The organism is [Phormidium] sp. LEGE 05292, from assembly GCF_015207735.1.
GTDB lineage: Bacteria > Cyanobacteriota > Cyanobacteriia > Cyanobacteriales > Aerosakkonemataceae > Floridanema.
Window position 1 is genome coordinate 22,010 of sequence record NZ_JADEWG010000001.1, and the last position, 15,836, is coordinate 37,845.

The window sequence follows — 15,836 nt, forward strand, 5'->3', positions numbered from 1 at the left end:
ACAGGCATCTTGCCTGTCAGTCCCCAATTATTCCTTTTCTCCGACAATAATTGTGATTTGGGTTAAAGTGCCACCGCGAATAATTTGAGCGTTTAAAGGTTTGCCTACTCTTTCGGGATCGAGCATGGCGTGAACATCGCTGACATCATTAATTGGTTTGTCATTTAGCGCCACCAAAATATCACCTATTAATATTCCTGCTTTATCTGCGGGTGCATCTGGTTCAACGCTAACAATAATTACTCCGCCAATTCCAGAAATATTTAATTGTTTTCGCAGTGCTTGAGGCAATTGTATGGGTTGCATTCCTAAACCTAAATAACCTGGTTTGATGCGTTTTCCGGTTAATATTTGCTCAACTACTCGGTTGACTGTGGAAGTAGGAATCGTTAAGACTAATTGCCGAGGGCCAGCAGTATTAATGCCAACAACTTTTCCTTGGGCATTAACTAATGAACCGCCAGAAAAACCGGGATAAAGCATTACTGAAGGACGAATAAATTGGTCTATTTTGCCTCCATGCCAAGTGCGCCAAGTGCCGCCTAAAGTGCTAATTACTCCTAAACTGGCACTAATGCCGCTTTCTGGGAAACGTGCGATCGCTAACACCATTTCTCCTACTCTTAATTCTGTACTATTGCTTAAATTTGCTGTGGGTAAAGCGTCGGTTTCTGCTAATCGCAGTAATGCTAAATCAGTGCCGGAGTCGCGCCCAATTAAAGTTGCGGTAATTGTGCGATCGTCTGACAAAGTAACAGTAATATCTTCTTCTCTATTAATAGTATGATCTGCTGTGACCACAATTCCCGATCGCCAATGCACACCCGCAGAAGACATCCGCCTGCGTCCATTCACTGCCACTACAGAACGCCCCGACTGTTCCACAATATCCGCCAAATTGTTTGAGAGTTGTTGTAATAAATTCCCACTCTCTGTTGCTGAATTTACCATATCATTCCTTTGATATCGCTTATTTCTAGAATGCAGAATTATCCCCTTGTGCGACATCGGATAAATGGCGAGTTACTTACCTAGAAAAATGGCTAGTAACTCAAGTTGCTAGTTATTAATTCTTTCTTGTTCCCCCTTTGAGTAAGGGGGGCTAAGAAAGAGTCAGACTTGTAACTAGCAACTTGAGTTACTATACAATTTACTCTTATTTCCCCAACGGCAAAATCACTGTAAAAGTCGTCCCCACCCCTACTTCACTCTTCAAATTAATACTCCCGCCATGCAACTCTACACACTTTTTCACCACCACAAGTCCTAGCCCCGTTCCTGGAATATTCCGCACATTTTTCCCGCGATGAAACGGTTCAAATAACTGTTTTTGATCCGCTTCAGAAATGCCAATTCCTCGGTCGCGAATTCGCAAAACAGTATTATTTCCATCACACTCTAAACTAAAATAAATGTTGCTACCTTGGGGAGAATATTTAATTGCATTAGAAAGCAGATTTGATAAAATTGACTTGAGCAATCTTTCATCTAAATAAGCGCGACTACATTCCCCAACACATCCAAACCTAATTTGATGATTTGCCCCTTGACTTAAACGTATTTCTTCGATAACATTCAAACAAAAACTTTCTAAATTTAAAACCTGTGGCTTAAATTCTAATTTTCCAGTTTCAGCACGATTAATAGTTAATATATCATCCAATAACTGAATCATCGTTTTTACAGAAGATTGGATTCTGTTTAAATTCCGGGTAATTTTATCATTTTGATTCCCTTGAGTACTGCTGTTTTCTAAAAGTTGCGCTGCGGCTAGAATTGTACTTAAAGGGGTGCGAAATTCATGGGATGCCATTGAAAAAAAGCGCACTTTTAAAGCACTAATTTCTTTCTCTTTTTCCAAGGCGAGGCGAATTTCATCTAAACGTTTGCGTTCAGTAATATCGCGAGAATTGACAAAAATTCTGGTAGTTTCCGCATGGTCTACAAACTTCTGACTAATCGCTTCAAAAATTCGCCAAGTTCCGTCTTTGTGACGACGACGAAATTCGATCGATAACCCAGTTCCCGGATTTTGAATTGTGTTAGTAAAAGTTCGTAAAGCGTTGCTAACATCATCTGGGTGAATATATTCAAAAATGTTCTTTCCCACTAAGTCAGCAGAGGCGTAACTTAAAACTTTTTCAACTGATGGACTTTCGTAACTGATAATACCATCGGCATCAATAATGGTGATAATATCTAAAGCATTTTCGATTAAAGAGCGGAATCTTTCTTCACTTCTTCGTAAAGCTTCTTCCGCCTCTTTTCTTTCAGTAATATCTCGTTGGACAGAGATCCAATGTGTGTACCAACCAGTTTTATCTGCAACAGGAACAACACTAAATTCTACCCAAAATTCTGAACCATCTTTGCGATAATTAATTACTTCAATTGTGACTGATTCCCAACGAGAAAGTGCTTCTCTAACTTTCTTTAATTCGGCGGGATCAGTTTTTGCCCCTTGGAGAATTCGGGGGGTTTTTCCTAACACTTCTTCTAATGTATAACCAGTCATGCTGGTAAATGCTTTGTTAGCATAAAGAATCCGAGGCCCAGGTTCATCAATTGGCGCAGCTTCGGTGATTAAAACGGCATCATTTGTGTTAATAACCACTGACTGAAGTAGACGTAATTGTTCTTCTTGGCGTTTTTGTTCGGTGATGTCAGCAACTACGGCTACTAAACCATTAACGTTTCCTTCGCTATCTTTTAAAGGTGCAGCAGAAAAGCTAATATCTATTGGTGTTCCGTCTTTTTTCTGTCGGCGTAATTCGCCTGTATAATGAATTGTTCCTTGCAAAACGCTTTGTTTTAATGATCGGAATTCTTCGATTTTATCTTCGGGAACTATGGGATTAGGCCGATCGCTAATTTCCGCCTCTGTCCACCCAAAAATTCTTTCCGCTGCTGGATTCCAAATGTTCACGTTACCATTTAAATCTAAGGTAAAAATGGCGCGTGGAGATGCAAAAATTAAGGCTTGTAAAGTATGATTTGTGTGGCGCAAAGCTTCATTGGCTAATGCTAATTCTTCGGTACGTTGTTGCACGCGAATTTCTAAGTCGGCGTTGAGTTCTTGCAATTGTTCGTAAAGTTCTGATTGTTGAATTGCGATCGCTACTTGTGTCGCTAATTGTTTCATTAATTCTACTTCTGATGCTTCCCATTGTCGCGGACTGCTACAATGATGAGCAATGAGTAATCCCCAAAGGTTTTCTCCTTGTAAAATCGGAACTACTAACTTTGCTTTCACACCGAATTGTTTGACAAATTCTATTAAGCAAGGTTCGATGTCTGATTTTTCAATATCAGTAATGGCGCGAGTTTTGCCTTTTGAATAAGCTTGATGATACTCTTGGGGAAATACTTCTTCAGGAAATGATTGTCCTAAAATTAAGGGCCATTCTGGTAATACTGTTTCGGTAATTGCTGTACCTGTTCCATCTGGCCAAAGGCGATAAATCAGTACGCGATCGCATCCCAAAAATTGTCGAACTTCGGCTACAGTTGTCACTAATACTTCTTCTAAGTTTAATGATTCCCGAATATGATGGGCAATTTGGGTAACTAATCTCTCTCTTTCTGTTTGTTGGCGGAGAACTATTTCTGTTTGTTGGCGTTTGGTAATTTCTTGGTTTAATAGGTAATATGCTGTCAGTAAAATTAGAATGTTAATTGTGAGGATGATTAAAAGCATTTTGGGTGAAGTTGATAGATTTTATTATTAAAACCGCAGAGATGCAGAGACGCAGAGACGCAGAGGAAAGAAAGAGTGATAAAAAATTATCTGTGCTCATCTGCGTACTAAAAGAGAAATCCGGCAAAAACAGTTAACATCTATATACTATCTGTGCCTATTTGTCGTAAAAACTCCTAGATTTTGGATTGTTTTCAATAGGTTAATTTTATAATACAAAATTCCCACCCCAAAAAGGAGTGGGATAATTCATTGTCACTTCACCAATTCCAGGCGTGTAGGAGTTTAACGTAGGCGATAGAAGCTAAGGGGAAAGATATTTAAACCGCAGATGTAGGCTTAGCCTTTTCGTAGAGTACGCAGATAAACGCAGATGAATTTTAGGTGTTAATTTCAATTCTAGCAGATTGCCAATTTTCTAAGGCGGTTTGACAACGTAATCTGACAATTTGATCGGTTTGTTGACCTAATGATTGTTCTAAAATTTTCTGAGTTTCTGGGGTAGCAATTTGTTGTAAGGAGACGATCGCTGCATAGCGTAATGCCCAATCTTCGACGTTAGATAATGCCCAATTCAGTTTTTCTATGCAACGATCGATCGCAGAAATATCGTTTGTTGTGCTGCCGATTTTTCCTAATCCTCTCGCTGCCATTCTTCGCACGCTTCCTTGACAGTGATTGGCTACTTCTATTCCTACAACTTCGATTAATAAATCGAGGGCGCGAATATCAGCAATTCGAGCTAATGCTTGGATAATAAAACCTTGAACTCCGTGATCTTTACAAGTTAAAAAAGCAGCGATCAAAGGTTCTACTGTTTCGGTTCCTCTTTGTACTAATGATTCTACTACTGTTGATGAAATGCCTGGATGATTATAGTACAATTTTTCAATTAAAAAGGCGATCGCTTCCTCATTATTTACAGTAGCTTCCCGATTTTCCGGTAGTAACAATCGATCGATAGCACCCAACAACAAACTTTTTTCTGGTAAAGATGTTCCATTCTCTGCTTCTTCTGCAAGCAATGCTTCTAAAATGCGCTTCAAATTCAACAGCTTTAAACTATCAGCAACTTTTGCAGAAATTATCGCTTCTGCTGCGGTTAAATGTCCGATCGCACCCAAATCAAAAGCAGCTGCCCACCGCAAATATACATTCTCATGACTGAGATTTTGGATCAACCTTTCTATATATTGCGGTTCCTGTGTCAATAAATAAAGATATCTCGCTGCGGCACATTGCACCCTCTCCGATCTATCCCGTAAAAAAGGTTCAACTAAAGCCCGTGCTTCCCATGCTTGTAAAGTTCCTAAAGCTTCAATTATTGCTTCGTAAGGTTGCGGGGAATTGGATTTTAAAAGACTAATTAAAGCCGGAATTGCTTGTCGATCGCCAATCGCTGCGATCGCTTGTACCACAGCTTCCCTTAAATTCAAATCTTCACAATCTAAAGCTGTTAATAAATCAGGTAAAGCTTGGGTATTTTTTAACTGTCCTAAAGCCCTCGCCGCTTGTCTTCTTAAAGGATATCCACCCTGTTTAGTACGATACCGTTCATCCCGCAAAGCTTCACATAAAAAAGGACAAGCTTCCTGTATTTTATTTTTACCTAACCACCAAGCAGCATAATAACGAGTTTGATTATCATCTCCTGTTAAAGCTGCGATCGCACTTTTTGCCGAATTAATTGGTTCTGTCGAGTAAGTAGCAGTCATAAAAATTGTTGATTATTATTAGGGACTAGGGACTAGGGATTGGGTATTGGGAAATTTTTTTTACCTGAAATTTGGGTTTTCAGTTATTAATGATATCTAGATAAGGGAAAAGGAACATCCCAATCACCCATTACCTATCACCAATTCCCAGTCCCCAGTCCCCAGTCCCCAATCACCAATTACTGAGCAGGTGTAATGCTGACAATTTTGCCGCCCCGCTTATGAATTTCTTGGAATTTTTCTGACAATTGATCGAAGGGTACAGAATAGACTTGGCGACTGCGACGCACTGCAACTTTTGTACCAACTCCGCCCACAATTACTTCTACCAAATATACGCGAGCATCTCCTCTGGTGGGAGCACTACGTAAAGTCCCCGCACTGCTAGCAATACTTCTGGTAGTAACTGTTGGTGGAGTAATACCATTTGCCAAATTCATGGAAATTCGCATCCGCAGTTTGGAATCTTTGCCTCCATACTGAGCATTATCGCTATTTCCATTTCCCCGATATAGGCTAAACAAACGGTTAAAGCCTACGGTTTTTTGTCCGGCAATTGATTTAAATCCCCGATAATAAGGAACGGTATAATCACCAAAAGCAGAGTCATATTCTGGGCTATAAATGTAAGAATCTATTTCTGCTTCGTAGCCCTGAGAAGCATAAATATCAACGTGATACGCAATCTCTGATTGATCGTAAGGAGCGCGTCCCAATAAGTGCTTATAATTCAATTCGATGAACCGCACTTGGGATTTATTGTAGAAAAAGCGCTCTTTGTAAAATTCCGATTTAGCTAAAATTGCAATAAATTGCCGCACATTAATGCTGCCATTTCTTAACAAAGCTTCGGCGCTAGAAAATACACCACTGGTGTAAACTCTTTCCCGTCCGAAAACGTGCTCGTAAGCAGCGCGAAAAACTTGTTGCAACTCATCTTCTGTCCAATTGCGACGCAGTTCAAATTTCTTACCAACTGCGCCGCTAATGCCTAAGCGATCTTCCGTTAAAAGACTCATGTTTTATGCTCCATTAAAAAACGTTTTTGTCATTGGTCAATTGTCATTTGTCTTTTGTGATTTGTCATTTTTAATTAATTGTGGATTAATCACTAATGACAAACAACTAATGACAAATAACTAATGACCAATGACTAAGAACGAGTTAGTGCAGTGACAGGAGGAGCGAGTTTTGCAGATAATTTCTTGGTTAAGAGACAAGGATCGAGGCTAAAAACCTTCTTTCCTTCTTTCCTTCTGCCTTCTGCCTTCTGCCTTCTGCCTTTTTTTGTGCTAGCTTAGTGCGTTGATGGCGTAGTTGAGGTAAATGTTGGCTTCACCTGCGGCATCACCAGACAAACCATGATTATCACGAACGAATTCTAATGCTGCAACATACCAGCTGGGAGACAATCCCAAAGCAGCGTTGAATTCTTTCACACCTGCTAATACATATTCATCGAGTGGCCCTGTACCACCGACAACACAGCAGTAGCTAATGGTACGCAGGTAGTGGTCAATATCCCGTACACACTTGTTTTTGCCTTCTTGGGTAGAAGCATATTGTGGCCCTTGCATTTGGGTGGTGTAAGGGAACTTTTGATACACATGGTTAGCAGCTGCTTCTGCCCACTTTTTGCCATTATTGTTAAATGCTTTGGCAGCTTCTAGTCCAGCACGGGCACGGTTAAAGCGACCGAAAATCGCTTGCACTTCGGTGTTGCTGAGGTAAGCGCCACGAGAATCTGCTGCTGCAATTGCTTCTGTGATCGGGGTTTTCATGATATCTTTCTTCTCCTCAATGCTTTGATTAAGCTGTGGTGTAATCTGAGGTGTGTAACTTAAATTCGATTCATTGTGCAGGATGGCAGATGAAAAAGGCTAATAAACCTTTCCTTACCTTCTGCCTTCTGCCTTCTTACTAGGCAACTGCGCCAGCAGCTCGATCGAAATAACCAGCCAATTCTGACATTATGGCGCTGCAATCTCCTTTGGTAATTCCATTGGAATCGTTAGCAATTTGAATTGCCGCATCTTTCATTTTTTGGATGCCTTTAGCAACAGTACCACCAGGAGTTCCTAAAGCTTGATAGGTTTCGCGCAAACCATTTAAGCAACGGTCATCCATTGCGCTGGCATCGCCCGCTAGTACTGAGTAGGTGACATAGCGTAAAATGAATCCTAAGTCACGAATGCAAGCAGCTTGGTTGCGGTTGTGGAAGCAAGCACCACCAGGGCCAAATACTTGGGGTTCTTCTGCAACTAATGCGCGATAAGCATTAGCGGTGATGGTGGAAGCGTTGCTGGTGAGGCGGTTAACTACGTCCAAGCGCTTGTTGCTTTCGGCAACCATGTTGGACAAAGCATTTACTTGATCGTCGCTTAGGTAAGCACCTTTCTTATCAGCTTGATCAACTACTCTGGAGAAAGCGTCGAGCATTTTTTTTAATCTCCTAAGTTGCTTAGGTTTTATAAATTGCGGCTGTCAAAATTTCAGCTTGAGTAGAACCTTACCTTCCGAAAGTAAAAAAATTGGTGAGGAAACGGTAAAGAAATCGGAAAGATTGTAACGAATTGAGTAATTTGTTACAAACGGAAACAAAGACTTGAGTTAATATTACAAGTTTTTGTAAAAAATCTTAACTTTTATTGCGAATGTTTAGCCAAAATAATGTCCACCAAAGAAGGTAAGATTTTCTCAACTGCCGAACTCTTGCTGCCAAAAGGTTATTAATTTTGGCGAAAAATTTGTGCTTATGAGGATTCTTCTGGTTGAAGATGATTTGCGCCTTGCGGAAACGTTAGCAGAAGCACTGACCGATCAGCGCTATGTTGTTGATGTGGTGAGTGATGGGGAATCAGGATGGGAACAAGTCAAGGTACTCAATTATGACTTGATGCTTTTAGATTTGATGTTGCCAGAGTTGGATGGGGTGAGTCTTTGTCAGCGTTTGCGATCGCACGGTTACAGTATGCCTGTACTCATGCTCACCGCTTGTGATACCGTCACAGATAAAATCAATGGCTTAGATGCTGGTGCAGATGATTACGTTGTTAAACCTGTAGATTTAGGCGAATTATTTGCCAGAGTTCGCGCTTTATTGCGGCGAGGAAATTCCTGTTCAGCTCCAATTTTAGAATGGGGAAATCTGCGTTTAGATCCGAGTACTTACGAAGTGAGTTATGGAGATAAACCCCTACATTTAACTCCTAAAGAATACAGCTTGTTAGAATTATTGCTCAGAAGTGGTCGGCGTGTTCTCAGTCGCAGCGTGATCATTGAACACATTTGGTCTTTGGAAGCACCCCCAGAAGAAGATACAGTGAAAGTGCATATTAGGAGTTTGCGGCAAAAATTAAAAGCTGCGGGTGCGCCAGATAATTTAATCGAAACAGTTCACAGCATGGGTTATCGTTTGCGACAATTAACCTAAATTTATTAAATATTCCAGAATTAGCAACCGCAAATAATCTAGCATCCGAATATAAGCTTTAGTTTTTCTGTATTCTTCATTTGTTGTCTAATAGAATTTAGCGATCGCTAAAACATCCAATACTCGCATAGTTTTTAATTGCTCAATTGCTTCCTGTTCATTTTAACTGTATTTACTTTATATAAGCACAAGTTTATAGTCTAATTAAAACTGTGCTTAATAAAAGATACATCGACTGCACCAAAATTTGTTACCAAAGCCACATTTAAATTTTCCAAAGATTGCACTAACCACCGTAAATCTTCTACTGTTTGCGATTCATAGTAACTAAATAAGATAGAAAATCTTCTTTCTAAAAGTGGCTTAACTTTGTTGGAGAGCAAAGCTATTTTTAGTAATAGTCCGATCGTTCGACGGGGGCCAAGATTAGCCACCAAATCGAGAAATAAATAATAGTTGGGATTGGCGGGACTTTCTACCAAAAAGTTGAATAGTTCGCTACAAGTCTGCATAATTAAAACTTCATTTAATTTTTGGGAATCTTTGTCTGAAAATAAGTTTTTTAAATGCTGGTGAAGTCGATTATTAAATTGATGCTTGCCATATTTCGGCTCGACAGAATCAATTAGATAATCGTACAAGTATGATTTAAACCCTCGGTAATTTTTATGTTGGCTAGCTTGAGAAAGAAAATCCTGAGCTAAGTCGCGATAAGTGTAAGAGTCTTTGACTTTACCAACAAATTCTTGGAGAGCAAGGTAAAGTTTTTCATCAGTTAATAAAGTAGGATTTTTCATCGGTTTGATGATTTTATCTCCAATTTCTGAATCAATTTGCTTAGCGGTTTTCACTTGTCTTAAAAGGTAAAGTGTATATTGAGAAAGACTAATTTCAATTTGTTTTTGTCTCTGTTTCTGAATTTCCTGAACTGTTTGTTTTTGCAAGGAAGGACTTTCTACATCAAGCAAACAATGATCGTATAAAAACGGATAGCGAGAAATTAACTGACCTAACGGATATTTCGCTTCTTGATTAACTGTGACAATTCGGGGAGTCAATGCGGGAACTAAACGTCGTAAGATTTTGTACTCTTCACTTTGAGTAAAGTTAGAGGTTAATTCTTGCAAACGTTGCACTAGGCGAGAACGGCTAGCAATTCCCGTAAATCTAGAGGATGAATTTTCAAATAGTTCTATTAATTCGCCGATCGCATTTTTACTTTTTGGCTGCATTTGCCAACGATTGATTAAAATGTAGCAGCAACGGCTAATAATATAATTGAATTGTTGCTGACTTTCTAAATTAACAATTATTTTATATAAAGCTTCCTCAATATCCCTTTCTGGATAACCAATGCCATCAATAAATAATTGGTGGAAGCGTTCGATAATTTCTGCTGATTGTTCATTTTGAACACAGTTAATTAGATGATCGTAAATTATTTGCTCATTGCTGTTTTTCATTTGATGATTATTCTTATTTTTGACTAATTCCATGTTCTCTATTGACTATTAAAAATTGATCTTTTTGGGGACTGAATTCTGTTTTGTCACCTGAAAAAAAATTTTTTGTTTTGCACCCTTAATAAATGCGACTTATTCAGACGAGCTAAAGCTAGCTGAAAAATTCAGCAGGATAAAATTACGATTTTTTTCATTTTTCCTGAGCTAGTTGTAGATGCGTAGATTAACTATTAAATGACCCTGGTGTTTTACCGCAAAACTTGAACTAATTTTATTTTTGATGACTGTCCTTTGGTAAAACTTACTAATTTAGTAAGTTTTATGGAACGAATTTAAGTTTTACTAGAGTTTGAGCTATTTTGCAAGAATCGTCACGAATTGGTTGCCAATCCTTTGATTTATCCTGCTTTTGTCTGCCAATAATTATACAAGTTTTGACAACTTTTTTGTGAAGTATATTTCATTTTTTCATCTAAAATCAGGTATTTAATGCGTCTTTGAAATAACAATAACATCTATTTGACTGTTCTGCCAAGAAATATATTAAGGAGGAGCGACAATTTTCCCTTTATCTGACAACTGCAATACTTTGAGGTAATCATTAACCAAGCACTCTTAAGTTTATTTCACCGATCGCCAACTTTAAAAATACGTAAACGAGAAATTGATAAGGTACAAATTTTACTGAAACAACCCTTATTGAAAATTATGAAGAATATGTAATTTTAAATTAAAAAAGTTGTAAAATTTACGATATCTCCTGAATAATGAAGAAAATTCTTTCTTAGACAGCGAATTAGGAGCATTTATGTCACTCATAGAACTAATTGTTTTGTTGGTAATTGCGGCGATTTGTGGCAGTCTTGGACAAACATTAGTTGGTTACTCGGCTGGGGGCTGTTTAGCATCCATAATTGTCGGTATTATCGGAGCTTACATTGGGCTGTGGGTAGCAAAGGAATTTCATTTGCCTGTTTTTTATGCTTTAAATATTGGGGGTAAACCTTTTCCGATAATTTGGTCTGTTATTGGTTCAGCAATTTTTGCAGTTGTGCTGGGTCTAATTAATAAATTACTGAGAGGAAATAGGTAATTGGATTTGAAGTATGTTTTGCTAAGTTGCGTCAAACTATAATCAATAACGATACAATACCCAACCATGCAAACTCTGCAAAAGATAGAACCGAAACTCCAAGAGCTAAAAACTCGCCTGATTGAAATTAAAGATATTGAATCAGCTGCCGCTGTTTTGTACTGGGATCAGGCGACTTATATGCCTCCTGGAGGTGCAGCCGCCAGAGGTAGGCAAATAGCAACTCTCAGACAAATCGCCCATGAAAAGTTTACCGATCCGGCTATTGGCGAATTGTTAGAAAATTTACGTCCTTATGAAGAAAGTCTTTCATACAATTCGGATGAAGCAAGTTTAATCCGGGTGACTCGGCGTTTGTACGATCGCGCCCTGCAAGTACCCGCCCAATTTATGGCAAAATTCTCTTTACATCGGGCACAGTCTTATGGCGCATGGGCGAAAGCACGACCGGAAAATAACTTTGCGGCTGTACAACCATATTTAGAAAAAACCCTCGAATTGTCTCAGGAATATGCTAACTTTTTTCCCGGTTATGAACATATTGCCGATCCGTTAATTGATGGGGTTGATTATGGGATGAAAGCGGCTGGTTTGCGATCGCTTTTTGCCCAACTACGCCAAGAACTTGTTCCCATCGTCGAAACTATTACTTCCCAAACTCCCGCTGATGATTCTTGTTTACAGCAACATTTTCCTGAAGCAGAACAAATTGCTTTTAGTCTCAAAGTAATTGAAAAAATCGGTTACGATCTTCACCGAGGAAGACAGGATAAAACCTTACATCCCTTCATGACTAGCTTTTCCATTGGTGATGTGAGAATTACCACTCGCGTTTACGAAAATCACCTTGGTCAAGCATTATTTAGTGCAATTCATGAAACTGGTCATGCGATGTATGAACAGGGGATTAATTCAGAATTTGAAGGTACACCTTTAGCTGACGGTACATCTTCGGGAGTGCATGAAAGTCAATCTCGATTGTGGGAAAATTTAGTGGGGAGAAGTCGCGGATTTTGGCAATATTTTTATCCGCAATTACAAGAATTTTTTCCTAATCAATTAGGTAATGTTTCTCTAGAAAGATTTTATCGAGCAATTAATAAAGTAGAGCGATCGCTAATTCGTACCGACTCCGACGAAGTTACTTACAATCTTCATGTAATGATTCGGTTTGATTTAGAATTAGCCATGTTAGAAGGGAAACTTGCTGTCAAAGACCTTCCTGAAGCTTGGAACGATCGCTACAAATCTGACTTAGGAATTGTTCCTCCTAATAATAGCCAAGGCGTGATGCAAGACGTACATTGGTACACAGGCAGGATTGGCGGAATGTTCCAATGCTATACTTTAGGTAACATTATGAGTTCCCAATTTTTTGCCGCAGCACTCAAAGCCCATCCAGAAATTTCGACTCAAATTCAGCAGGGTAATTTTAGTACTCTCCTCAATTGGTTACAAAAAAATATCTACGATCATGGTTCCAAATATACCACTGCTGAATTAATTCAACGAGTAACTGGTAGCAGCTTGAGCATTGAACCATTTATTAGTTACATCCGTAACAAATACGGCGAAATTTACAACTTATAGGATAAAGTTGAGTGGTATCAGCATTCGGTTAAAAAATTTACGTTTAAGCTTATAAATTGTGACTTGAATGCTTTTACCCTTAACTTTCTTTCAACATTAATCATACTTACGATACATGAATTGCCCGTAACAATATGTGGCTTAATAAAAGAAGTAAGTTAAAGGAAGGTACTATGTCCGATCTACTCCATGCGGTAATTAATAGTGAAGAAAAAACTGATTTACGGCATTTTATCAGCGATTTGCGTCATCAAGAAAAACGATATTTACTCCGCAATGATATTCTGAATAGTTTTGTTAATTACTGCATTAATTACCAAAAATCTTCGGAATTTCAAGAACACTCAAATTTTGGTAAACTGATATATTATACTCAAGAGATTATTATTGAAGATGGTAGCCTTTGCTTAATAATTCGTCCCAAAATTGCCTCCCAAGAAGTTTATCGACTCACAGAAGATTTTAAAATTCAACCCCTGACCGTACAGGAATTGCTGGATGTACGAGACTTACTGGTTAACCATTTTCATCCCAATGAAGGGGACATATTTGAAATTGATTTCGGCCCTTTTTACGACTATTCTCCCACAATTCGCGATCCGAAAAATATCGGCAAAGGAGTACAATTCCTAAACCGTTTCCTTTCTAGTAAATTATTGCAAGATTCGCAAAAATGGTTAGAAGCTTTATATAAATTTCTCAGCTTACATTCCTACAATAATTTACAACTACTAATTAACGATCGCATTAAATCCCAGCAAGAACTTTCCGATCGCGTCAAGCAAGGATTAAAATTTGTTAGTAATCGTCCAACCAATGAACCCTACGAACAATTCCGCTATGAATTACAAGCAATGGGATTTGAACCAGGTTGGGGAAATACAGCTAATAGAGTGCGAGAAACTTTGTCCTTGCTTGATGAATTAATTGATTCTCCAGATCCGCAAACTTTGGAAGCATTTATTTCTCGCATTCCCATGATTTTTCGTGTGGTTTTAGTTTCGCCTCACGGATGGTTTGGACAAGAAGGCGTTTTAGGTCGTCCAGACACAGGAGGACAGGTAGTTTATGTGCTTGACCAAGCAAAAAGTTTAGAACAAGATTTACAAGAACATATATCATTAACCGGATTAGATGTTTTGGGTGTGCAATCAAAAGTAATTATTCTCACCCGCTTAATTCCTAATAGTGATGGCACTCGTTCTAATCAACGTTTGGAGAAAGTTCACGGGACAGAAAACGCTTGGATTTTGCGCGTACCTTTCCGGGAATATAACCCGAATATTACTCACAATTGGATTTCGCGATTTGAAATTTGGCCTTATTTAGAAACTTACGCTATAGATGCAGAAAGAGAACTTTTGGCAGAGTTTCAAGGACGACCAGATTTTATTGTCGGTAACTATTCAGATGGTAATTTAGTAGCTTTCTTGTTGTCCAGACGGTTGAAAGTCACTCAATGTAATATTGCTCATGCTTTGGAAAAATCTAAGTATTTATTTAGCAATCTTTACTGGCAAGAATCAGACGATAAATATCATTTTTCTTTGCAATTTACTGCTGATTTAATTGCTATGAATGCTGCGAATTTCATCATCAGTAGCACTTATCAAGAAATTGTGGGGACACCGGATAGTGTGGGACAGTATGAGTCTTACAAATGTTTCACGATGCCCGAACTTTATCATGTGGTGAATGGCATTGAATTGTTTAGTCCAAAATTTAATGTAGTACCGCCTGGGGTGAATGAAAATGTTTATTTACCTTATAACCTTGAAGAAGAAAGAATTCCTAGCGATCGCGACCGACTAGAACAAATGTTATTCATTCAAGAAGACCCCGAACATATTTTTGGCAAATTGGACGATCCTAGCAAGCGTCCGTTGTTTTCAATGGCGCGTCTTGACCGAATTAAAAATATGACTGGTTTAGCAGAATGCTTTGGCAAAAGTCAAGCTTTACAAGAACGTTATAACCTCATTTTAATTGCAGGTAAATTGCAGGTTGAAGATTCGGACGATAATGAGGAAAAAGACGAAATTGAAAAGCTTTACCGCATTATTGAAGAACACAATCTCTACGGTAAAATTCGTTGGTTAGGTGTGCGTTTACCGAAGAATGATTCAGGAGAAATTTATCGGATAATTGCCGATCGCCAAGGCATTTTTGTTCAACCTGCTTTGTTTGAAGCTTTCGGTTTAACTATCTTAGAAGCAATGATTTCGGGATTACCAACTTTTGCAACTCAATTTGGTGGGCCATTAGAAATTATTCAAGACAAAGTAAACGGGTTTTATATTAACCCAACCAACTTAGAAGAAACCGCAGAGAAAATTATGGAGTTTATCTCTAATTGCGATCAAAACTCAAGGTATTGGGAGGAAATTTCTCAGCGAGGAATAGAACGGGTTTATAGCACCTACACTTGGAAAATACACACTAACAAATTGTTATCTTTGGCGCGGATTTATGGCTTTTGGAACTTTACTTCTCAGGAAAACCGAGAAGATTTGTTACGATATTTAGAATCTTTGTTCTATCTGCTTTATAAACCAAGAGCACAACGTTTGTTAGAACAACATAATCACTCATAAAAATAGCGATCGCTAGGTGGACAGCGAAGCGATCGCTAAATGAACAGTAACCTTGACACAGTATGTTGATGTTTCCCAAATACAGCAAGAACTGTATTTCAACAATTACAAATTAACCTGTGATTGATTAATGTTGACTTACCCAAAAGGGCGATCAATAATTAAAATCAATTTGATTTAGTGCCTTTCAATCTTTTGAACTGACAATTCCATCAATTAGCAAATTTCAATATTTTTGGAAGTTTTTAACA

At 38.5% G+C, this 15,836-nt stretch carries 11 protein-coding genes; 4 read left to right on the forward strand and 7 right to left on the reverse strand.

Features of this window, described 5'->3' with window-relative positions:
- Nucleotides 1-27: 27 nt before the first annotated feature.
- From IQ264_RS00065 to IQ264_RS00090, 6 genes are all read right to left on the reverse strand, one after another.
- Nucleotides 28-951, reverse strand: coding sequence for a S1C family serine protease (locus tag IQ264_RS00065; protein WP_193977358.1), 924 nt, complete (start codon nucleotides 949-951; stop codon nucleotides 28-30).
- Between the two features lie 205 nt (nucleotides 952-1,156).
- Complete coding sequence (locus tag IQ264_RS00070; protein ID WP_193977360.1) at nucleotides 1,157-3,697, reverse strand: PAS domain S-box protein; 2,541 nt, start codon at nucleotides 3,695-3,697, stop codon at nucleotides 1,157-1,159.
- Between the two features lie 380 nt (nucleotides 3,698-4,077).
- On the reverse strand, nucleotides 4,078-5,412 hold the full coding sequence (locus IQ264_RS00075; protein WP_193977362.1) for a HEAT repeat domain-containing protein: 1,335 nt from the start codon (nucleotides 5,410-5,412) through the stop codon (nucleotides 4,078-4,080).
- Between the two features lie 179 nt (nucleotides 5,413-5,591).
- A complete protein-coding gene (locus IQ264_RS00080) occupies nucleotides 5,592-6,431 on the reverse strand; it encodes a phycobilisome linker polypeptide (protein WP_193977364.1) in 840 nt (279 codons plus the stop codon).
- Nucleotides 6,432-6,704: 273 nt separating this feature from the next.
- Nucleotides 6,705-7,193: a phycocyanin subunit alpha gene (locus tag IQ264_RS00085; RefSeq protein ID WP_193977366.1), complete on the reverse strand. Its 489-nt coding sequence runs from the start codon at nucleotides 7,191-7,193 to the stop codon at nucleotides 6,705-6,707.
- A gap of 139 nt (nucleotides 7,194-7,332) precedes the next feature.
- The gene (locus IQ264_RS00090) at nucleotides 7,333-7,851 is read right to left on the reverse strand and encodes a phycocyanin subunit beta (RefSeq protein WP_193977368.1); all 519 of its coding nucleotides are present in this window, start codon (nucleotides 7,849-7,851) and stop codon (nucleotides 7,333-7,335) included.
- 316 nt (nucleotides 7,852-8,167) lie between these two features.
- On the opposite strand from IQ264_RS00090, the gene IQ264_RS00095 reads away from it, so the two are divergent.
- On the forward strand, nucleotides 8,168-8,845 hold the full coding sequence (locus IQ264_RS00095) for a response regulator transcription factor (protein ID WP_193977370.1): 678 nt from the start codon (nucleotides 8,168-8,170) through the stop codon (nucleotides 8,843-8,845).
- Nucleotides 8,846-9,045: 200 nt separating this feature from the next.
- On the opposite strand, the gene IQ264_RS00100 is transcribed toward IQ264_RS00095, so the two are convergent.
- Nucleotides 9,046-10,341 carry a hypothetical protein gene (locus IQ264_RS00100; protein WP_193977372.1) on the reverse strand — a complete coding sequence of 432 codons (1,296 nt, stop codon included), beginning with the start codon at nucleotides 10,339-10,341 and terminating at the stop codon, nucleotides 9,046-9,048.
- Nucleotides 10,342-11,116: 775 nt separating this feature from the next.
- On the opposite strand from IQ264_RS00100, the gene IQ264_RS00105 reads away from it, so the two are divergent.
- From IQ264_RS00105 to IQ264_RS00115, 3 genes are all read left to right on the forward strand, one after another.
- On the forward strand, nucleotides 11,117-11,401 hold the full coding sequence (locus IQ264_RS00105) for a GlsB/YeaQ/YmgE family stress response membrane protein (protein WP_193977374.1): 285 nt from the start codon (nucleotides 11,117-11,119) through the stop codon (nucleotides 11,399-11,401).
- A 66-nt stretch (nucleotides 11,402-11,467) separates the two neighbouring features.
- Nucleotides 11,468-12,991: a carboxypeptidase M32 gene (locus tag IQ264_RS00110; RefSeq protein ID WP_193977376.1), complete on the forward strand. Its 1,524-nt coding sequence runs from the start codon at nucleotides 11,468-11,470 to the stop codon at nucleotides 12,989-12,991.
- Nucleotides 12,992-13,164: 173 nt separating this feature from the next.
- Nucleotides 13,165-15,585: a sucrose synthase gene (locus IQ264_RS00115; protein ID WP_193977378.1), complete on the forward strand. Its 2,421-nt coding sequence runs from the start codon at nucleotides 13,165-13,167 to the stop codon at nucleotides 15,583-15,585.
- Nucleotides 15,586-15,836 lie beyond the last annotated feature (251 nt).